This window comes from Micromonospora peucetia, assembly GCF_900091625.1.
In the GTDB taxonomy this organism is placed as follows: Bacteria; Actinomycetota; Actinomycetes; order Mycobacteriales; family Micromonosporaceae; genus Micromonospora; species Micromonospora peucetia.
The window spans coordinates 6,200,678-6,223,541 of the sequence record NZ_FMIC01000002.1 but is presented as its reverse complement, the minus strand read 5'-3'; the positions used below and the strand labels follow the sequence as shown (position 1 = coordinate 6,223,541).

The following is a 22,864-nucleotide window of genomic DNA, read 5'->3' as shown; positions in this document are numbered from 1 at the left end:
GTCCGGCGTGGCGGGCGCCTGAGCAGGCACGACAACCGGAATTCGGAACAGGGAACGGATTCGTGAGCCGAACGGCCATGTCTTCACCCACCTGTGCGCGAAGCCGGTCCGTCGGCGGTGGTGTGGTCAACGAATCGGCAGATTCCGATCAATAGCAAGCTCTGGGCGGGTGGGTCATGGCGGACGAAGACAAGCTCCTCGAACACCTGAAGTGGGTGACCTCCGAGCTCCGCCTGGCGCGCCGGCGCCTGACCGAGCTGGAGAACGAGGACGCCGAGCCGATCGCGATCATCGGCATGGCCTGCCGGTTCCCCGGCGGGGTCGCCTCACCCGAGGGCCTCTGGGACCTGGTCGCGGGCGGCGTGGACGCCACGGGCACCTTCCCCGACGACCGGGGCTGGGACCTCGACGGGCTCTACGATCCCGATCCCGACCACCCCGGCACCACTTACAGCAACCGGGGCGGCTTCCTGCGGGACGCCGGCCTGTTCGACCCGACCCTGTTCGGGATCTCGCCACGCGAGGCGCTGGCCATGGATCCGCAGCAGCGGCTCCTGCTCGAAGTGACCTGGGAGGTCTTCGAGCGGGCCGGCATCGACGCCACGTCGGTGCGGGGCAGCCGTACCGGGGTGTTCGTCGGCACCGCGGGGCAGGACTACACGTCCGTGCTGCGGCAACTGCCCGAGGGCACCGAGGGCTACGTCCTCACCGGCACGGCGGCGAGCGTCATGTCCGGCCGGCTGGCGTACTCCTTCGGGCTGGAGGGCCCGGCCGTCACCATCGACACCGCCTGCTCCTCCTCGCTGGTCGCCCTGCACCTCGCCAGCCAGTCCCTGCGCGACGGCGAGTGCTCCCTCGCCGTCGCCGGCGGCGTCACCGTGCTGGCCACGCCCGGCGCCTTCGTCGAGTTCTCCCGCCAGCGGGGGCTCGCCTCCGACGGCCGGTGCAAGGCATTCTCCGCCGACGCCGACGGGACCGGCTGGTCCGAGGGCGTCGCCATGCTGCTCGTCGAGAAGCTGTCCGACGCCCAGCGCAACGGGCACCCCGTCCTGGCGGTGATCCGGGGCAGCGCCGTGAACCAGGACGGCGCGAGCAGCGGCCTGACCGCCCCCAACGGTCCCTCCCAGCAGCGGGTCATCCGGCAGGCGCTGGAGAACGCCCGGCTCAGCCCGTCCGACGTGGACGTGGTCGAGGCGCACGGCACGGGCACCCGGCTCGGCGACCCGATCGAGGCGCAGGCGCTGCTGGCCACCTACGGCCGGGGACGGCCCGCCGACCGGCCACTGTGGCTGGGATCGCTGAAGTCGAACATCGGCCACCCGCAGGCCGCCGCCGGCGCCGGCGGCGTCATCAAGATGGTGATGGCGATGCGGCACGGCGTGCTGCCGCCCACCCTGCACGTGGCCCAGCCGTCCCCGCACGTCGACTGGTCGGCGGGGGCCGTGTCGCTGCTCGACGAGGCACGCCCGTGGACCGGCGGCGACCACGTCCGCAGGGCCGCCGTGTCGTCATTCGGCATGAGCGGCACGAACGCCCACCTGATCCTGGAGCAGGCCCCGGCCCTCGACCCGGCCCCCGTGCCGGACGCCGTCGAGGTCGCCCCGTCCCGCCGTCCCGCCGTCCTGCCGGTACTGCTCTCCGCCGCGCAGCCGGCCGCGTTGTCCGCCCAGGCCGACCGGTGGGCCCGCTGGTGGGGTGAGGACGAACAGTCGCGCCCGCTCGACGTGGCGTGGTCGTCGGTGGTGTCCCGGTCGACGCTCGACCGGCGTGCGGTGGTGCTCGCCGAGGACCGAGTGGGTCTGCTGGCGGGCCTGGAGGCCCTGGCGGCGGGGCGGTCGTCGGGCACGGTGGTCACGGGCCAGGCCGGGGACCCGGGTCCGCTGGCGGTGCTCTTCTCCGGTCAGGGCGCGCAGCGCGCCGGCATGGGCCGGGAGCTGTACGAGTCGTTCCCGATCTTCGCCGCGGCCCTCGACGAGGCGTGCGGGCACCTGGACCGGGTGCTGCCGCGCCCGTTGCGTGAGGTGCTGTTCGCGGCCGAGGGCTCCGCCGAGGCGGAACTGCTGGACCAGACCGTGTTCACCCAGGCCGGGTTGTTCGCCGTCGAGGTGGCGCTGTTCCGCCTCGTCGAGTCGTTCGGCGTCGTGCCGGACTTCGTGGCCGGGCACTCCATCGGCGAGATCGCCGCGGCGCACGTGGCCGGGGTGCTGTCCCTCCAGGACGCCTGTCTGCTGGTGGCGGCGCGGGGCCGGTTGATGCAGGACCTGCCGGCCGGCGGCGGGATGCTGGCGGTGGCCGCCGCCGAGGAGGCGGTGGCCGAGTCCATCGCCGGGCTGACCGACCGGGTCGGGATCGCGGCGGTGAACGGGCCGACCTCGGTCGTGGTGTCCGGCGCGATCGAGACCCTGGACGAGGTGGAGCGGGTCTGGCGGGACCGGGGTGTGCGTACCCGCCGGTTGACGGTGAGCCACGCGTTCCACAGCCCGCTGATGGAGCCGGTGCTGGAGCGGTTCCGCGGCATCGTCGCGCGGTTGACCTTCGCCGCGCCCGTGCTGCCGATCGTGTCGAACCTGACCGGGGCGCTCGCCGACACCGAGAAGATCCGTACCCCGGAGTACTGGGTGCGGCACGTCCGCGAGGCGGTTCGCTACGCCGACGGGGTCGCGGCCCTGCGCGCCGCCGGGGTGGACACGTTCCTGGAGATCGGGCCGCAGAGCGTACTGACCGCGATGGCGGCGGACATCCTGCCCGACGACGACGTGCTGACCGTAGCCGCCCAGCGCCGGGACCGGCCGGAGGCGCAAGGGCTGCTGGCGGCGTTGGCCGAGCTGCACGTGCACGGGGTACCGGTGAACTGGCAGCAGTGGTTCACCGACACCGGCGCGCGGCGGATCGACCTGCCCACGTACGCCTTCCAGCGGGCGCGGTTCTGGCCCGAGGTGGTGCCGTGGCGGGTCGGCGACGTGTCGGGCGCGGGCCTGGGCGTGGCGGGGCACCCGCTGCTCGGTGCGGCGGTGCGTCTCGCCGGTGACGACGAGGTGGTACTGACCGGGCGGCTGTCGGTGTCGACACACCCGTGGCTGGCAGACCATGTGGTCGGCGGCGCCGTGGTGGTGCCGGGTACCGCGCTGGTGGAGTTGGCGGTGCGGGCCGGCGACGAGGTGGGCGCGTCGCGGGTGCGGGAGTTGACCGTGGCCGCGCCGCTGGTGCTGCCGGAATCCGGTGCGGTACGCGTGCAGGTGCGGGTCGGCGCGGCCGACGGCTCCGCCGCCCGGTCGGTGTCCGTGTACTCCCAGCCTGAGGAGGACGGCGACACCGAGTGGGTACGGCACGCCGACGGTGTGCTCGAACCGATGTCGGCCGACGAGCCGGGGGTCGGGGCGTGGCCACCGGCGGACGCGACCGAGGTGGACCTGACCGGGTGGTATCCGGCGTTGGCGGAGCACGGCCTGTCGTACGGGCCGGTGTTCCAGGGTGTGCGGCGTGCCTGGACGGCCGACGGTGAGGCGTTCGCCGAGGTGGCATTGCCGGACGGGGCGGCCGGGGACGCGACCGCGTTCGGGGTGCACCCGGCGTTGCTGGACGCCGCGCTGCACCCGGTGGCGCTGCTGCTGGCGGCGGAGGCGACGAGCGGGCCGCGGGTGCCGTTCGCGTTCGAGGGCGTGCAGGTGCACGCCTCGGGCGCCAGGACGCTGCGGGTGCGGTTGACCCGGGACGGGTCCGGGGTGCGGCTGGTCGCCTGCGACGGGTCGGGCACGCCGGTGGTGTCGGTGGACTCCCTGGTGCTGCGGGAGATGACCGCGGCGGCGACCCGGGGCGCCGCCGCCCGGTCGCTGTTCGAGTTGGCCTGGCAGGCTGATCGGATCGTCGGCGTCGACGACCTCCCGGGGTGGGTGGCGCTGGGCCTGCCGGCGCCGGCCGCGCTGCCGGAGCTGCCGGTCTTCGCGGACGTGGCGGCGCTGGCGGCGAGCGGGGTCACGGCCCGGCAGGTGCTGCTGACGGTGCCGGTCGGCGAACCCGGCGTCGCCGTGCCGGAGGCCGTGCGGGCCGTCACCAACGGTGTCCTGGAGGTGCTGCGGTCCTGGCTCGCCGCCGAGGCGCTGGCGGACGCGAAGCTGGTCGTGGTGACCCGGGGCGCCGTGGCCGCCGGAGACGACGGCCAGGTCACCGACCTGGCCGCCGCGGCGGTCTGGGGTCTGCTGCGCTCGGCGCAGTCCGAGCACCCGGAGCGAATCGTCCTCGCCGACGTCGAGGGGGAGCTGGACCGGACGACCCTCGCCGTGCTGGCCGGGGCCGCGGTCGACCCGTCGGTCTCCGGCGGGCAACTCGCGGTGCGCGGCGACCGGACCTTCGTGCCGAGGCTGGTGCGGCCGGTGGGCGACGAGCTGACGCCGCCGCCGTCCGGACCGTGGCACCTCGCCGCCGTCGCCCCCGGCACCCTGGACGGGATCGGGTTGGTTCGTGCGGTGCCCGGGGTGCTGGATGCGGGTCAGGTGCGGATCGCGGTGCGTGCGGCGGGGGTGAACTTCCGTGATGTGTTGATCGCGTTGGGGATGTATCCGGATTCTGCGGCGGTGATGGGCAGTGAGGGTGCGGGCGTGGTGGTCGAGGTCGGCCCCGGCGTGACCGACCTGGTGCCCGGTGACCGGGTGCTGGGCATGTTCGAACTCGGGTTCAGCCCGCAGGCGATCGCCGACCGGGAGCGGATCGCGAAGATGCCCGCTGGCTGGTCCTTCACCCAGGCGGCGTCCGTCCCCCTGGTCTTCCTGACCGCCTTCTATGCGTTGCGTGATCTGGCCGGGTTGCGGTCCGGTGAGTCGGTGTTGATCCACAACGGTGCGGGTGGTGTCGGCATGGCCGCCATCCAGCTCGCCCACCATTTCGGTGCCACCGTCCATGCGACGGCGAGCCCCGGCAAGTGGGGTGTGTTGCGTGGGCTGGGGGTGGCCGACGAACGGATCGCGTCGTCGCGGACCACCGAGTTCGAGCAGGCTTTCGGCTCGGTCACCGGCGGCGCCGGGGTGGACGTGGTGTTGGACGCCCTGGCCGGTGAGTTCGTCGACGCGTCGTTGCGGTTGTTGCCGCGTGGTGGCCGGTTCGTGGAGATGGGCAAGGCCGACGTCCGCGACCCGGAGGTGGTCGCCGCCCGGCACCCGGGTGTGGTCTACCGCGCGTTCGACCTGAACGAGGCGGGCAGCACCCGGATCGGCGAGATGCTGACCGAGGTGCTGGCGTTGTTCGAGCAGGGTGCGTTGCGTCCGCTGCCGGTGCGGTCGTGGGACGTGCGGCAGGCCCGGCAGGCGCTGCGACACATCAGCCAGGCCCGCCACGTCGGCAAGGTGGTGCTCCGCGTCCCCGCTCCGGTGGACCCCGAGGGCACCGTACTGATCACCGGCGCGGCCGGGACCCTGGCCGGCGTGGTCGCCCGGCACCTGGTCGCCACCGGCCAGGCCCGGCACCTGCTGCTGGCCTCCCGCCGTCACCCCGTCAACCCCGCCACCGTGGACCTCGACGGCACCTCCGCGAAGCTGGCGGCTGGCAGCCGGCCCGCTGGCGACGACTACGCCACCCTGGTCCGGGAACTGACCGACGCGGGCGCCGACATCACCGCTGTCGCCGTCGACGTCAGCGACCCCGCGCAGGTGACCGCGCTGATCGCCGGGGTCGACCCGGCGCATCCGTTGACCGCGGTGGTGCACACCGCCGGGGTGATCGCCGACGCGACCATCGGCTCGCTCGACGAGGCGGCGCTGCGTACGGTGATGGCGCCGAAGGTGGACGCCGGCTGGGCGTTGCACGAGGCCACCCGGCACCTGGACCTGGCGGCGTTCGTGGTGTTCTCCTCGGTGGCGGCCACCCTCGGCTCTCCGGGGCAGGGCAACTACGCGGCGGCCAATGCGTTCCTCGACGCCCTCGCCGGGCACCGCCGGCAGCAGGGACTACCCGCCACCAGCGTCGCGTGGGGCATGTGGGCCACCGCCAGCGCGATGACCGCCCACCTCGACGGCGACGACCAGCAGCGGCTGCGGCGGGTCGGGATGAGCGGTCTCTCCCCGGCCGAAGGCACCGAACTTCTCGACGCCGCCCTGGCTGCGGTCCCGCCGGTCGTCGTCGCGGCCCGACTCCAGGTCACCGGCGAGGCGAGCCAGGTGCCGCCACTGATGCGGCACCTGCTGCGCGGCACCGGCCGGCGGCGGACGGCCACCGACCAGCCGCCCGCCGGGGCGTCGTGGCGGGACCGGCTGGACGGCCTGCCCGAGGCGGACGCCCGCCAGGCGCTGGTCGACCTGGTCTGCGGACAGGCCGCGACGGTGCTGGGGCACGCCTCGGCGCAGACGGTTCCCGCCGCCCGGGCCTTCAAGGACCTCGGGTTCGACTCGCTGACCTCGGTGGAACTGCGCAACCGGCTGGGCGCCGCCACCGGGCTGCGGCTGTCCGCCACGTTGGCCTTCGACCACCCCACCCCGGCCCGGCTGGCCGACCACCTGTTCCAGCAGCTCGGCCAGCGCGCCTCCGGCGCCGGCCCGACGGTCCGTACGGTCGTCACCGCCGACGCCGACGAACCGATAGCCATCATCGGGATGGCCTGCCGCTACCCCGGCGGCATCGCCACCCCCGAGCAGCTGTGGCAGCTGGTCACCTCCGGCTCCGACGCCATCGGCGGCTTTCCCACCGATCGCGGCTGGGACCTGGAGCGGCTGTACGCCACCGACGGCGACCAGGCCGGCGGCACCGTCACCGACCAGGGCGGATTCCTCTACGACGCGGCCCACTTCGACGCCGGCTTCTTCAACATCAGCCCCCGCGAGGCCCTCGCGATGGACCCGCAGCAGCGGCTGCTGCTGGAGACCGCCTGGGAGAGCTTCGAGTACGCCCGTATCGACCCCACCGGTCTCGGCGGCACCGCAACCGGTGTCTTCATCGGTGCCGCCTCCTCCGGTTACGCCACCAGCGGACGCGACGACCTGGACGGCCTCGAGGGGCACCTGCTGACCGGAACGGCGGGCAGCGTCGCCTCGGGGCGGGTCGCCTACACGTTCGGCCTCGAAGGCCCAGCGGTCACCGTCGACACCGCCTGCTCATCCTCCCTGGTGGCGCTGCACCTCGCCGCCCAGGCGCTGCGCGGCGGCGAGTGCGACCTGGCCCTGGCCGGTGGGGTGGCGCTGATGGCGCAGCCCGGCATGTTCTCCGAGTTCTCCCGGCAGGGCGGGCTGGCCCCGGACGGGCGGTGTAAGGCGTTCGCCGCCGGCGCGGACGGCACCGGCTGGTCCGAGGGCGTGGGAATGCTGCTGGTGGAGCGGCTCTCCGATGCCCGGCGCAACGGGCACCGGGTGCTCGCCGTGGTCCGGGGTTCCGCGGTCAACTCCGACGGCGCGTCCAACGGGCTGACCGCCCCGAACGGCCCGTCGCAACAGCGGGTGATCCGGCAGGCACTGGAGAACGCGCGGCTGACCCCGGCCGACGTGGACGCCGTGGAGGCACACGGCACCGGCACCATCCTCGGCGACCCGATCGAGGCGCAGGCGGTGCTGGCCACCTACGGGCAGGACCGCGACGGCGCAGAGCCGCTCTGGCTCGGGTCGATCAAGTCGAACATCGGTCACGCGCAGGCGGCGGCGGGTGTGGCTGGTGTGATCAAGATGGTGCAGGCGATGCGGTACGGGGTGCTGCCGTCGACGTTGCACGTGGATGAGCCGTCGCCGCATGTCGACTGGGCGGCGGGGGCGGTTGCTCTGCTTGCTGAGGCGCGGCCGTGGCCGGTTGTGGACCGGCCGCGTCGGGCGGCGGTGTCGTCGTTCGGCATCAGTGGTACCAACGCGCACACCATCATCGAACAGGCACCCGACGAGCCGGCTCCGGCGACGCCCCCGCCGGCAGGGGACCTCCCCGGCCTGGTCGGGCCCGCCGCCGTGCCCCTGCTGGTGTCCGGCAGAAGCCCCGGGGCGCTGCGGGCGCAGGCCGCCCGGCTCGGCGAGCGGCTCGCCGACGACGCCGAGGCGGACCTGCGCGACCTCGGGTATTCCCTGGCCACCGGGCGGGCCCATCACCCGTACCGCGCGGTCGCCGTTGCCGCCGGCCGGGACGACGCCGTCACCCGACTGGCCGCGCTCGCCGCCGGTGACAGCTCGCCGGCCAGCGCGGACGCGACACCCAAGGTCGTCTTCGTCTTTCCCGGCCAGGGCTCGCAGTGGGCGGGCATGGCGCTGGACCTGCTGGACACCTCGCCGGTCTTCCGGCAGCGGATGGGGGAGTGCGCGCAGGAGCTGTCCGGGCTGGTGGACTGGTCCCTTGAGGACGTGCTCCGGGAGGCGCCCGGTGCGCCGCCCCTGGACCGGGTGGACGTGGTCCAGCCCGTGCTCTTCTCCGTCATGGTGTCCCTCGCGCGGCTCTGGAGTTCGTGCGGCATCGAACCGGCCGCCGTCGTCGGGCACTCGCAGGGGGAGATCGCCGCGGCCTGCGCCGCCGGCGCGCTGACCCTCGCCGACGCGGTACGGCTCGTCGTGGCGCGCAGCCGCGGCCTGCTGGCCGTCTCGGGCCGGGGCGGCATGGTCTCCGTCCCGCTCCCGGCCGCCGACACCGAGCAGTTGATCGCGCCGTGGCAGGGCACCCTCTCCGTCGCCGCCCTCAACGGCGCCGCCGTGACGGTGGTCTCCGGTGACTCGACGTCGGTCGCCGAACTGCTCGCGCACTGTGTCGAGCGGGACATCCGGGCCCGCGCGGTCGCCGTCGACTACGCCTCGCACTGCGGCCACGTCGACGCCGTACGCGACGACCTGGCGGTCGCGCTCGGCACGCTCGACTCCCGGTCGACCGAGGTGGCCTTCCACTCGACGGTCACCGGCGAGCTCATCGACACCGCCGAGTTCGACGCCGACTACTGGTACCGCAACCTGCGGGAACCGGTCCGGCTCGCGCCGGTGGTGGACCGGCTGATCGACCAGGGCTTCCGGGTCTTCGTCGAGGTCAGCCCACACCCCGTGCTCAAGGTGGTCGTCCAGGACGCGCTCGAGAAGGCCACCGGTGCCCTCGACGCGGGCATCGTGGTGGGTTCGTTGCGCCGCGACGAGAGCGGGCCGCACCAGCTGCTGACCGGCCTCGGTGAGCTGCATGCCGCCGGTGTGCCCGTGGACTGGGCGACGGTGTTCGCCGGCTCCGGCGCCGCCCCGGCCGACCTGCCGACGTACGCCTTCCAACGGGAGCGGTTCTGGCCGGCGGTGGACCGGTCCGCGGTCGGCGACGTGTCGGGCGCGGGTCTGGGCGTGGCGGGGCACGGGCTGCTCGGTGCGGCGGTGCGTCTCGCCGGTGACGACGAGGTGGTACTGACCGGGCGGCTGTCGGTGTCGACGCACCCGTGGCTGGCCGACCATGTGGTCGGCGGGTCGGTGATGTTGCCGGGCACCGCGCTGGTGGAGTTGGCGGTGCGGGCCGGCGACGAGGTGGGCGCGTCGCGGGTGCGGGAGTTGACCGTGGCCGCGCCGCTGGTGCTGCCGCAGTCCGGTGCGGTACGGGTGCAGGTGCGGGTCGGCGCGGCCGACGGCTCCGGGGCCCGGTCGGTGGCGGTCCACTCGCAGCCCGACGGCGACCCGGAGGCCGAGTGGGTGCGGCACGCCGACGGCGTGCTGGAGCAGGCCGCCGACGAGCCGGAGCTGGGCCCCTGGCCGCCCGCCGGGGCTTCCGAGGTGGATCTCGCCGGCTGGTACCCGGCACTGGCGGAGCGGGGCCTGACCTACGGCCCGGCGTTCCAGGGCCTGCGCCGGCTGTGGACCGCCGGCGACGAGGCGTACGCCGAGGTCGCCCTGCCGGACGAGACGACCGCCGACCCCGCCGGCTTCGCCGTGCACCCGGCGCTGCTGGACGCCGCGCTGCACCCCGTGGGGCTGCTGCTGACGGAGCGGTCCGGCGGGCCGCGGGTGCCCTTCGCGTTCGAGGGCGTGCAGGTGCACGCCTCCGGGGCGCGGGCGCTGCGGGTGCGGCTGACCCGGGTGGGTTCACAGGTGCGGCTGGTGGCCGGCGACGAGTCGGGCACGCCCGTGGTGTCGGTGGAGTCGCTCGCGCTGCGGGAGATGACCGACGCCGCCCGCCCCGACATCGCCGAGCGGACGCTGTTCGAGGTGACGTGGCAGCCCGAGCGGGTCACCCCGGCGCAGGACCTCACCGGCTGGGTGCTGCTCGGCGACCCCGACGTGCCGGCGGGCCTGCCCACGCCGGTGTTCCCGACCGTCGGTGACCTGGCCGGGGCGGTCTCCGCCGGGGCGGTCGAGGCGCCCCGCGTGCTGGTGCTCCCGGTCCGCCCGGACCTGCCGGACGCCGACCTGCCCGACCTGGTGCGCGCGGTCACCGCCCGGGTGCTGGACGTGCTGCGTTCCTGGCTGGACGCCGAGGCCCTGGCCGACACGAAGCTGGTGGTGCTGACCCGGGGCGCCGTGGTCGCCACGCCGGCCGACCCGTTGCGGGACCTGGCCGGCGCGACGGTCTGGGGTCTGCTGCGGTCGGCGCAGTCCGAGCACCCGGGGCGGATCGTCCTCGCCGACGTCGAGGGCGAGCTGACTCCGGCGACCCTCGCGGTGCTGGCCGGCGTCGCCGGGGACCCCACGGCGACGGGCGGCCAGGTGGCGCTGCGCGGCGACGAGGTGCGTACGCCGCGCCTGAGCCGCCCCACCGGCCCGGTGGCCGACGAACTGGTCCCCCGGCCGGCCTGTGGCGGGTCGGGGCGGTGGCCCCCGGCACCCTGGACGGGATCGGGTTGGTTCGTGCGGTGCCCGGGGTGCTGGATGCGGGTCAGGTGCGGATCGCGGTGCGTGCGGCGGGGGTGAACTTCCGTGATGTGTTGATCGCGTTGGGGATGTATCCGGATTCTGCGGCGGTGATGGGCAGTGAGGGTGCGGGCGTGGTGGTCGAGGTCGGCCCCGGCGTGACCGACCTGGTGCCCGGTGACCGGGTGCTGGGCATGTTCGAGCCGGCCTTCGCCCCCGAGGTGATCGCCACCCGCGAACTCGTCGCGAAGATCCCGGCCGGCTGGTCCTTCGCGCAGGCCGCGTCCGTGCCGGTGGTCTTCCTGACCGCCTTCTATGCGTTGCGTGATCTGGCCGGGTTGCGGTCCGGTGAGTCGGTGTTGATCCACAACGGTGCGGGTGGTGTCGGCATGGCCGCCATCCAGCTCGCGCACCACTGGGGTGCGACGGTGTTCGCCACCGCCAGCCCCGGCAAATGGGATGTGTTGCGTGGGTTGGGGGTGGCTGAGGAGCGGATCGCGTCGTCGCGGACCACGGAGTTCGAGGGGACGTTCGGTGCGGTCACCGATGGTGCCGGGGTCGATGTGGTGTTGGACGCCCTGGCGGGTGAGTTCGTCGACGCGTCGCTGCGGTTGTTGCCGCGTGGTGGCCGGTTCGTGGAGATGGGCAAGGCCGACGTCCGCGACCCGGACGTGGTCGCCGCCCGGCACCCGGGCGTGGCCTACCGGGCATTCGACCTCAACGAGGCCGGACACCGGCGGATCGGCGAGATGCTGACCGAGGTGCTGGCCCTGTTCGAGCAGGGTGCGTTGCGTCCGCTGCCGGTGCGGTCGTGGGACGTGCGGCAGGCCCGGCAGGCGCTGCGACACATCAGCCAGGCCCGCCACGTCGGCAAGGTCGTCCTGCGGCTGCCCACGCTGGTCGAGCCGGACGGCACCGTACTGATCACCGGCGCGGGCGGCACCCTCGCCGGGGTGTTCGCCCGGCACCTCGTCACCACCGGCCAGGCCCGGCACCTGCTGCTGGCCTCCCGCCGTGGCCCCGGGCAGTACCAGGACCTGGTCGAGGAGCTGACCCGGGAGGGCGCCCGGGTCACCGTCGGCACCGCAGACGTGGCCGACCCCGACCAGGTGACCCGACTGCTGGATCTGGTGGACCCGGCGCATCCGTTGACCGCGGTGGTGCACACCGCCGGGGTGATCGCCGACGCGACCATCGGCTCGCTCGACGAGGCGGCGCTGCGTACGGTGATGGCGCCGAAGGTGGACGCCGGCTGGGCGTTGCACGAGGCCACCCGGCACCTGGACCTGGCCGACTTCGTGGTGTTCTCCTCGGTGGCGGCCACCCTCGGCTCCCCGGGGCAGGGCAACTACGCCGCGGCCAACGCGTTCCTCGACGCCCTTGCCGGGCACCGCCGGCAGCAGGGACTACCCGCCACCAGCCTCGCCTGGGGGCTGTGGGCCACCAGCAGCGCGATGACCGCCCACCTCGGCGGCAACGACCACCGCAAGGCGATCCGCGCCACCAGTGCCCCGTTGACCGACCAGCAGGGCGTCGCGCTCTACGAGCTGGCACGGCAGCGCGACACCGCTCACCTCGTACTCATGAACCTGCCGGCGGCGTCGCGGCCGGCGGGCGGGAGCGTGCCCAGCCTGCTGCGTGACCTGATCCGGACCACCGCGCCCGCGCGTCGCACGGTGGGCCGGGCCCCGGCGGACACCGCGTCGGTACGGGACCGCCTGGCGATGCTCAGCCCCGCCGAGCGGCGCGGTCACCTGCTCGACCTGGTGGCCACGAACGTGGCCGCCGTGCTCGGGCACCGCTCGGCGGAGCAGGTCGACGCCCAACGTGCCTTCAAGGAACTGGGCTTCGACTCGCTCACCTCGGTGGAACTGCGCAACCGGCTGTCCGCCGCGACCGGGCTGCGGCTGCCCGCGACCGTCGCGTTCGACTACCCGGCCCCGGTCGTGCTCGCCGAGTTCCTCGACCAGGAACTGGGCGGCGGGACGGCTACGGCCCGGTCCACGGCGGTCGGCACGGTCGCCGCGCTCGACGAGCCGATCGCCATCATCGGCATGGCCTGCCGGTTCCCCGGCGGCGTGCAGACCCCCGAGCAGCTCTGGGAGCTGGTCACCACCGGCGCCGACGTCATCTCGCCCTTCCCCACCGACCGGGGCTGGGACCTGAACGACCTGCGCGCCAGCGGCGAGGACAGCGCGTCCGTACCCCGGCAGGGGGGCTTCATCCACGACGCCGCCCAGTTCGACGCCGCCTTCTTCGGGATCTCACCCCGGGAGGCGTTGGCCATGGACCCGCAGCAGCGGCTGCTGCTGGAGACGTCCTGGGAGGCATTCGAACGGGCGGGGATCGACCCGCACTCGGCGCGGGGCAGCAGCACCGGCGTGTACGTCGGGCTCATCTACCACGACTACGCCTCCCAGGCCGCCGGCACCACCGACGAGCTGGAGGGCTACGTCGGCAACGGCAGCGCGGGCAGCGTCGCCTCGGGACGGATCTCCTACCTGTTCGGGCTGGAAGGCCCCGCGGTCACCGTCGACACCGCCTGTTCGTCGTCGCTGGTCGCGCTGCACCTGGCGACCCAGGCGCTGCGGCAGGACGAGTGCCGGCTCGCGCTCGCCGGCGGGGTGAGCGTCATGTCCACCCCCGGCATGCTCACCGAGTTCTCCCGGCAGCGTGGCCTGTCGTCCGACGGGCGGTGCAAGGCCTTCGGCGCGGGCGCCGACGGGACCGGCTTCGCCGAGGGCGCCGGAATGCTCCTGCTGGAACGCCTCTCCGACGCGCAGCGCAACGGGCACCGGGTCCTCGCCGTCGTGCGGGGCAGCGCGATCAACCAGGACGGCGCCAGCAGTGGCCTGACCGCCCCGAACGGTCCGTCGCAGCAGCGGGTGATCCGGCAGGCGCTGGCCAACGCCCGGTTGACCACGGCCGACGTGGACGCGGTCGAGGCGCACGGCACCGGCACCGCGCTGGGTGACCCGATCGAGGCGCAGGCCCTGCTGGCGACGTACGGGAAGGACCGGCCGCAGGATCGGCCACTGTGGTTGGGATCGATCAAGTCGAACATCGGTCACGCGCAGGCGGCGGCGGGTGTGGCTGGTGTGATCAAGATGGTGCAGGCGATGCGGTACGGGTTGCTGCCGTCGACGTTGCACGTGGATGAGCCGTCGCCGCATGTCGACTGGGCGGCGGGGGCGGTTGCTCTGCTTGCTGAGGCGCGGCCGTGGCCGGTTGCGGACCGGCCGCGTCGGGCGGCGGTGTCGTCGTTCGGCATCAGTGGCACCAACGCGCACACCATCATCGAACAGGCGCCGGAGTACGCCCCGCCGCCGACCGGAGCGCCCACCGGCACGGCCCCGGGCGATCTCGTCGCCTGCGTCCTCTCGGCCCGTGACGACAACGCCCTGCGCGAGCAGGCACGCCGGCTGCGGACCCTGGTTGTCGACGAGCCGGACCTGACCGTTGCCGACATCGCCCAGGCCCTCGTCACCGGCCGTACCGCCTTCGAGCACCGCGCGGTGCTGCTGCCCCGCGACCGGGACGGCCTGCTCGCCGCCCTCGACGCGGTGGCGGACGACCAGCCCTCGGCCGCCGTCGTCCACGGGGTGGCCCGGGGCGGGCGGACCGCCGTCCTCTTCTCCGGTCAGGGCGCGCAGCGTGCCGGCATGGGTCGTGAGCTGTACGAGACCTGGCCGGTCTTCGCCGCCGCTTTGGAGGAGGTGTGCGGGCATCTGGATCCGTTGCTGCCGAGTCCGCTGCGTGAGGTGATGTTCGCCGGGGCGGGCACGCCGGAGGCGGAGCTGCTGGATCGGACGGTGTTCACCCAGGCCGGGTTGTTCGCCGTCGAGGTGGCGCTGTTCCGGTTGGTCGAGTCGTTCGGCGTGGTACCCGACCTGGTGGCCGGGCACTCCATCGGCGAGGTGGCCGCCGCCCACGTCGCCGGCCTGTTCAGCCTCGCCGACGCGTGCGCCCTGGTCGCGGCGCGTGGCCGGCTGATGCAGGCCCTGCCCGCCGGTGGCGGGATGCTCGCGGTCGGCGCCGACGAGCCGGCCGTCGTGGAGTCGCTGGCCGGGCACACCGGCCGGGTCGGCGTCGCAGCCGTGAACGCCCCGACCGGCGTGGTGGTCTCCGGCGACGTCCAGGTGCTCGACGAACTGGAGCGGACCTGGCAGGAACGGGGCGTCCGCACCCGCCGGCTGAAGGTCAGCCACGCGTTCCACAGCCCGCTGATGGAGCCGATGCTGCCCGAGTTCCGGCGGGTGCTCGACGGACTGACGTTCCACTGGCCGACCCTGCCGATCGTGTCGAACCTGACCGGGGAGATCGCGGACCCCGACGAGATCGGCACCCCCGACTACTGGGTCCGGCACGTACGCGAGACGGTCCGGTTCGCCGACGGGGTCGCCACCCTGCGCTCGCGCAACGTCCGCGCGTTCCTCGAACTGGGCCCCGACACGGTGCTCGCCGGCATGGTGCGGAACTGCCTGCCGGACGACGGGACCACGCCCCCGGTGGCGGTTGTGGCAACTCTCCGTCCGGACCGGCCCGAACCGGTGTCGCTGGTGAACGCCCTGGCTGAGCTGCACGTGCACGGCGTGCCGGTCACCTGGACCGCCCTTCTTCCGGGCACCGTGACCCGCCTGGTCGACCTGCCGACGTATCCGTTCCAGCGGCAACGGTTCTGGCCGGCCGTGGGCCGGCTGCGGGCCGGTGACGTATCCGGCGCCGGCCTCGGGGTGGCGGGGCACGGGCTGCTCGGTGCGGCAGTGGACCTGGCCGGCGACGACGAGGTGGTGCTGACCGGCCGGCTGTCCCTGGCCACGCACGCCTGGCTGGCTGAGCATGTGGTCTCCGGGCTGACGCTGGTCCCGGGTACCGCGCTGGTCGAGTTGGCCGTCCGGGCCGGCGACGAGGTGGGCCTGCCCCGGTTGCGGGACCTGACGGTGCTGGTGCCGCTGGTGCTGCCCGAGGCAGGCGGCGTGCGGATCCAGGTCCGGGTCTCCGCGTCGGACTCGCCGCAGCGTCCCGTCGCCGTCTACTCACGTCCCGACGAGGACCCGGAGGCCGGCTGGACCCGGCATGCCGAGGGTGTGCTGGAGCCCTCCACGGCCGATGAGCCGAGGACGGGTGCCTGGCCGCCGGCCGGCGCGTCCGAGGTGGACCTGACGGGCTGGTATGCCGCGCTGGCGGAGCGTGGCCTGTCGTACGGACCGGTGTTCCAGGGTCTCCGGCGGGTGTGGACCGGCGGTGGCGAGGTGTTCGCCGAGGTGGTTCTGCCGGAGGACGCGGCGGTGGAGGCGGCCCGGTTCGGGGTGCACCCGGCGTTGTTGGACGCGGCGTTGCATCCGGTCGGATTGCTGGCCGGCGAGAGTGCTGGTGGGCCGCGGGTGCCGTTCGTGTTCGAGGGTGTGCAGGTGCATGCCTCGGGTGCGGGGGTGTTGCGGGTGCGGTTGACCCGCAATGGTTCCGGGGTGCGGTTGGTGGCGTGTGACGAGGTGGGTGCGCCGGTGGTGTCGGTGGACTCCCTGGTCCTGCGGGAGCTGACCGGCATGGTGGCACCGGGTGTGGCATCGCGGTCGCTGTTCGAGGTGATCTGGCAGGCCGAGGAGGTCGAGCCGGTCGACGACGTGTCGGGTTGGGCGGTGCTGGGCGGGCCGGCCCTGCCGGGCGTCTCGGGCGGTCCCGCCGCCGAGACGATCGCGCAGCTGCTGGCCGCGATCGACGCCGGCACCGCGCCGCCGCGCCTGCTGCTGTTCGCGCCGACCGGGCTGGACGCCGACGACGCAGACCCGGCGGAGACGGTGCGGGCGGTGACATCGGACGTGTTGGGCCTCGTGCAGGCGTGGCTGTCGGCCGACGTCCTGGCCGGCTCGAAGCTGGTGGTGGTGACCCGGCGCGCGGTGTCCGTCGGCGCCGAGGACCAGATCGTCGACCTGGCCGGAGCCGCGGTGTGGGGTCTGCTGCGATCGGCGCAGTCGGAGCATCCAGGCCGCCTCGTCCTGGCCGACGTCGACCGGGGAGTGAACGTCAGCGTGCTGGGCACCCTGGCCCGGTTCGCCGCCGACCCGGCCGACGGCCAACTGGCGATCCGCGCCGGTGCGGTGTTCGTGCCACGTCTGGTGCGTACGGTGGCTCCGGTGTCGGCGCAGGCGCCGACCCTGGGTGACGGTGCGGTGTTGGTGACCGGTGGCACGGGTGCGTTGGGTGCGTTGGTGGCCGAGCATCTGGTGACGGCGTACGGGGCGCGGTCGCTGGTGCTGGTGTCGCGGCGTGGCCCGGATGCCCCGGGCGCTGACGAGTTGTCGGAGCGGTTGTCGGGTCTGGGCGCGTCGGTGCGGCTGGTGGCGTGTGACGTGACCGTTCAGGACGAGGTCGTCGGGCTGGTCGGCGAGATCTCTGCCGCCGGCCGGTTGGCGGGCGTGGTGCACACGGCCGGTGTGCTGGACGACGGGGTGATCGAGCGGGTCACCGGTGAGCGGCTGGCGGGAGTGCTGGCGCCGAAGGTGTCGGCAGGTTGGTTCCTGCACGAGGCGACTGCCGGCCTTGGTCTGGACTTGTTCGTGGTGTTCTCGTCGGTGGCGGGGGTGTTGGGTTCGCCGGGTCAGTCGGCGTACGCGGCGGGTAACGCGTTCCTGGACGGGTTGGCGGTGTATCGGCGGCAGCTGGGGTTGCCGGCGGTGAGCCTGGCGTGGGGAGTGTGGGACACGGCGGGTATGGCCGCGTCGATGGGCGGGATCGGCCGGGCCCGGACGGCGCGTGCCGGCCTCAGGCCGATGAACGCCCGAACCGGGTTGGAGCTGTTCGACGTCGCCCTGGGGCGGAGCGGCCGGCGCTGGTGCCGGCAGTGATCGACGTGCCCGCGCTGCGGTCTGCGGCCTCCGGCGGGGTGGTGCCGCCGATGCTCCGGGCCCTGTTCGGCACGACCGCGACGCGCCGCCGGGCGGGACAGGCTGGCGGCGGCTGGGCCGACCGGCTCGCCGGCCTCAGCGAGGAGGACGGCCTCGCACAGGTGGACCAACTTGTGCGTGGCCTGGCCGCGCAGGTGCTGGGGCACGGCAGCGCGGAGGCGGTGCCGGCCGACCGGGCGTTCCGCGAGTTGGGCTTCGACTCGCTGACCGCCGTCGAGCTGCGCAATCGGGTGAACGGTGCGACCGGCCTCCGGTTGACCTCGACCCTGGTGTTCGACTACCCGACCCCGCAGGCCCTGGCGGCCCACGTGTACACGGAACTGGTCGGTGGTGGATTCGCCGCAGCCCTCGACGAGCCGACCCTTGGCGACGCCGACGAGCCGATCGCCATCGTGGGCATGGCCTGCCGCTACCCCGGCGGGGTGGAGTCCCCCGACCAGCTGTGGAAGCTGATCAGCATCGGCGGGGAGGGGATCGGGGAGTTCCCGGCCGATCGTGGTTGGGACCTGGATTCGTTGTATGACCCCGATCCGGACCATCCCGGTACGTCGTACACCCGGCACGGTGGGTTCCTGTACGGGGCCGGGGAGTTCGACCCGGGATTCTTCGGTATCTCGCCGCGTGAGGCTCTCGCCATGGATCCGCAGCACCGGTTGCTGTTGGAGGCATCGTGGGAGACGTTCGAGTCCGCCGGCCTGGACCCGCAGGGGCTTCGGGGCAGCCGGACGGGCGTCTTCGCCGGGGTGATGTACCACGACTACGCGACGCGACTGATGGATCTGGCCGACGAGGTCGAGGGGTACGTCGGGACCGGTAACTCGGGCAGTGTGCTGTCGGGTCGGGTGGCGTACACCTTCGGCCTGGAAGGCCCGGCGGTCACCGTCGACACGGCGTGCTCGTCGAGCCTGGTGGCGTTGCATCTGGCGGTGCAGGCGTTGCGTAGCGGCGAGTGTGATCTGGCGTTGGCTGGTGGTGTGACGGTGATGGCGACGCCGGGGACGTTCATCGAGTTCTCGCGTCAGCGTGGTTTGTCGCAGGACGGTCGGTGTAAGTCGTTCGCGGCGTCGGCGGATGGTACGGGTTGGTCCGAGGGTGTCGGGGTGCTGCTGGTGCAGCGGTTGTCGGATGCGCAGCGGGACGGTCGGCGGATTCTGGCGGTGGTGCGTGGTACGGCGGTGAATCAGGATGGTGCGTCGAACGGGTTGACGGCGCCGAATGGTCCGTCGCAGCAGCGGGTGATCCGTCAGGCTCTGGCGAACGCGCGCCTGACCACGGCGGATGTGGACGCGGTGGAGGCGCACGGCACGGGTACGACCCTTGGTGATCCGATCGAGGCGCAGGCGTTGTTGGCGACGTATGGGCAGGACCGGCAGGGCCGGGAGCCGTTGTGGTTGGGGTCGGTGAAGTCGAACATCGGTCACACCCAGGCGGCTGCCGGGGTGGCCGGCGTCATCAAGATGGTGATGGCGATGCGGCATGGTCTGGTGCCGTCGACGTTGCATGTGGATGAGCCGTCGCCGCACATCGACTGGACGGCCGGTGCGGTCGCTCTCGCCACCGAGGCCACGCCGTGGCCTGAGGTGGGTCGGCCGCGTCGGGCGGCGGTGTCGTCGTTCGGGATTTCCGGCACCAACGCGCACGTAATCATCGAGCAGCCGCCGGCCGACGTGGTCGAGGGCGAGGTCGTCGCCGGGAACGTGCCGCCGGTCGTGCCGTCGGTCGTGCCGGTGTTGCTGTCCGCCCACGACGGGGCCGCGCTCGTCGCGCAGGCTGGGCGGTGGGCGAGTTGGCTGGTGGGCGACGAGCAGTTGCGCTCGTTGGATGTGGCGTGGTCGTCGGTGGGTTCGCGGTCGGTGTTGGAGCACCGGGCGGTGGTGACCGGTGCGAGCCGGGACGAGTTGTTGGCGGGTCTCGGGGCTTTGGCGGTGGGCGAGCCATCGGGCAGCGTGGTCACCGGTCCGGGTGGGCAGCGGGGCCAACTGGCGCTGTTGTTCTCGGGTCAGGGTGCGCAGCGCGCGGGCATGGGCCGGGAGTTGTCGGAGGCGTTCCCGGTGTTCGCCGCCGCGTTGGACGAGGTGTGTTCGCAGCTTGATCCGTTGTTGCCGGGTCCGTTGCGGGAGGTGTTGTTCGCCGAGGCGGGTACCCCGGAAGCGGGGCTGCTGGATCAGACCGTCTACACCCAGGCCGGCCTGTTCGCGGTCGAGGTGGCGTTGTTCCGCCTCGTCGAGTCGTTCGGTGTCGTTCCTGACGTGGTTGCCGGTCATTCGATCGGTGAGGTGACTGCCGCGTATGTAGCCGGGGTGTTGTCGCTGGCTGACGCGTGCCAGTTGGTCGCTGCTCGGGGCCGGCTGATGCAGGCGCTGCCGGCGGGTGGCGGCATGTTGGCGGTGGCGGCCGACGAGGCGGCGGTGGCGGAGTCGATTGCCGGTTTGGCCGATCAGGTGGGCATTGCGGCGGTGAACGGTCCGTCGTCGGTGGTGGTGTCCGGTGCCGTCGAGGTGTTGGACGACATCGAGCGGGTGTGGCGGGAGCGGGGTGCGCGGACGCGTCGGCTGACGGTGAGTCACGCGTTCCACAGTCCGTTGATGGAGCCGATGCTGGCGGAGTTCCGGGCGGTCCTGGACGGTCTGACGTTCGCGGCGCCGTTGTTGCCGGTGGTGTCGAATGTGTCCGGGGTGCTTGCCGACGCTGACGAGATCCGTACTTCGGACTACTGGGTGCGGCATGTCCGCGAGGCGGTTCGGTATGCCGACGGGGTCGCGGCTCTGCGGGCTGTCGGGGCGGACACGTTCCTGGAGGTCGGACCGCAGAGCGTGTTGACGGCGATGACCGGGGACATCCTGCCCGCCGATGACGGTGTGCTGGCGGTGGCTGTGCAGCGGCGGGACCGGCCGGAGGTGCGTGGGCTGTTGGCGGCGTTGGCCGAGTTGCATGTGTACGGGGTGTCGGTGCTCTGGCGGGAGTGGTTCGCCGACGCCGGCGCGCGTCGGGTCGACCTGCCCACGTACGCCTTCCAACGGGAACGGTACTGGCCTGAGCCGGTGAGCCGGCCACGGAAGAGAACGACGGACAGCGGCGACGCCGACTTCTGGGACGCGGTGGAACGCGCCGACCTGACCGCCCTCGCCGCACAGTTCGGCGACGACGGCGCCGCCCTGGACGTCCTCACCCCCGCCCTGCCGGTCCTGTCGACCTGGCACCGGGCGCGCACGCGGCGGGCGGTCGTGGACGGGTGGTCGTACCGGGTCGGCTGGAAGCGGACCGACATCACCGGCGACCCGGTGAAGCCCGGCGTCTGGCTGCTCGTGACCGCGCAGGACGACCTGGCGGACGGCACCCGGGCGGAGGCGGTCACCAAGGCACTCGCCGCACTCGGCGCCGACGTGGTCCGGCTGACCATCGACCCGATCGGCACCGACCGGACGGATCTCGCCCGACAGTTGGCCGGCGCGCTCGCCGATGGGCCGGTCACCGGCGTGCTCTCCCTGCTCGGCCTTCGCGACCAGCCGCACCCGGCCCACCCGGCCGTGCCGGTCGGGACGGCCGGCACGCTGCTGCTGCTACAGGCGCTGCATGACGCCGGGGCGACGACCCGGCTGTGGTGCCTGACCCAGGGCGCGGTCAGCACCGGCGACGGGGACCCGCTGCGCGACGTCACCCAGAGCGGACTCTGGGGGCTGGGACTCGTGGCGGGCCTGGAACACCCCCAGCTGTGGGGTGGCCTGGTGGACCTGCCCGACCAGGTCGACGCGACGGGCTGGGACCGGCTGGCACGGGTGGTGACCGGCGCCGGCGACGAGGACCAGGTGGCCGTACGACCGTCCGGGGTCTTCGTCCGTCGTCTCGTCCGGGCGGCCTCCGCCGCTCCCGACACGGCGGAGCGGTGGCAGCCGTCGGGCACGGTGCTGATCACCGGTGGCACCGGCGCGCTCGGCGCCCACGTGGCCCGGTGGGCGGCGGCCAACGGCGCCGCGCACGTCGTGCTGACCAGCCGTCGGGGCGACCGTGCCATCGGCGCCGCGGAACTGCGCGAGGAGTTGACCGCACAGGATGTCCGGGTGTCGGTCGTCGCCTGCGACGCGGCCGACCGCGACCAGGTGGCGGCCCTGCTGGCCCGGCTGGACGAGGATCCCGCGCCGCTGACGGCCGTGGTGCACGCGGCGGGCGCGGGCGACGTCGGCATGATCGCCGACACGGACCTGGCCGCGTTCGCCGGCGTGCTCGACGGCAAGGTCGCCGGCGCGCTGCACCTGGACGCCCTGCTCGGCGACCGGCCGTTGGACGCGTTCGTGCTCTTCTCCTCCATCGCCGGAGTGTGGGGCAGCGGCGGACAGTCCGCCTACGCCACGGGCAACGCCTTCCTCGACGCGCTGGCGGAGAACCGCCGCGGGCGGGGCCTGGCGGCGACGTCCGTGGCCTGGGGACCATGGGCCGACGGCGGCATGGCCACCGGCGAGGCCCAGCAACTGCTGGCCCGGCGCGGCCTGACCGCGATGGCACCGGCCGACGCCGTGCACGCCATGCGGTACGCCGTCGGCCTGCCCGGGGCCGCGCTGACCGTGGCCGACGTCGACTGGGCGGTCTTCGCCCCGGCGTACGCCTCGGCCCGCCCCCGGCCACTGCTCGACGACATCGTCGAGGCCCGGGAGGCGGTCCACGCCCACGCCGAGGAGCAGCCGGGCGGCGCCGCCGACGGGCTCCGGGAGCACCTGCTCACCCTGCCCCGCAACGAGCAGGTCCGGCACCTGGTCGAGCTGGTCCGTGCCCACGCCTCCGCCGTGCTCGGTCACCCGGGCACGGACCGGGTCAAGCCCGGGCGCGCGTTCAAGGAACTCGGGTTCGACTCGTTGACGGCGGTCGAGTTGCGCAACCGGCTGACCGCGGCCACCGGCCTGTCGCTGCCCGCCACCCTCGTCTTCGACTATCCCAACCCGGCCGTCCTCGCCGACAACCTGCTCGACGGCCTGGTGCCCGAAGGGCGGCAGGCCGACGACGGCGACCCGGCGGAGGTGGCGGTGCGGCAGGCGCTCGCGACCATCCCGCTGGCCCGTATCCGCGAGGCCGGCCTGCTGGACCTGCTGCTCAACCTCACCGGCGCCGACGGCGGCGCGGGTGACGAGTCCACCGACGAGACCCTGGACCTCGACGAGATGGACACCGACACCCTCGTCAGGCTGGCGCTTGACGGAACCGAATCCTGACCGTTGT

Annotated in this window: 3 protein-coding genes; all 3 read left to right on the top strand. The window is 73.7% G+C overall.

Annotation, left to right across the window (positions count from 1 at the left end):
* Positions 1–176: 176 nt before the first annotated feature.
* From GA0070608_RS33730 to GA0070608_RS34385, 3 genes are read left to right on the top strand one after another with little or no spacing between them, the layout of a single operon-like run.
* Positions 177–10,811, top strand: a complete 10,635-nt coding sequence (locus GA0070608_RS33730) for a type I polyketide synthase (protein WP_245715969.1) — start codon at positions 177–179, stop codon at positions 10,809–10,811.
* Positions 10,712–17,596 carry an SDR family NAD(P)-dependent oxidoreductase gene (locus GA0070608_RS34390; RefSeq protein WP_425413245.1) on the top strand — a complete coding sequence of 2,295 codons (6,885 nt, stop codon included), beginning with the start codon at positions 10,712–10,714 and terminating at the stop codon, positions 17,594–17,596. Before GA0070608_RS33730 ends, GA0070608_RS34390 begins: the two co-directional genes overlap by 100 nt.
* A complete protein-coding gene (locus tag GA0070608_RS34385) occupies positions 17,593–22,857 on the top strand; it encodes a type I polyketide synthase (protein WP_425413244.1) in 5,265 nt (1,754 codons plus the stop codon). Before GA0070608_RS34390 ends, GA0070608_RS34385 begins: the two co-directional genes overlap by 4 nt.
* The last annotated feature ends 7 nt before the right edge of the window (positions 22,858–22,864 follow it).

Coding starts and splice junctions, on each gene's coding strand:
- GA0070608_RS33730 (WP_245715969.1), top strand. CDS start 177: ATGGCGGACGAAGACAAGCTCCTCGAACACCTGAAGTGGGTGACCTCC.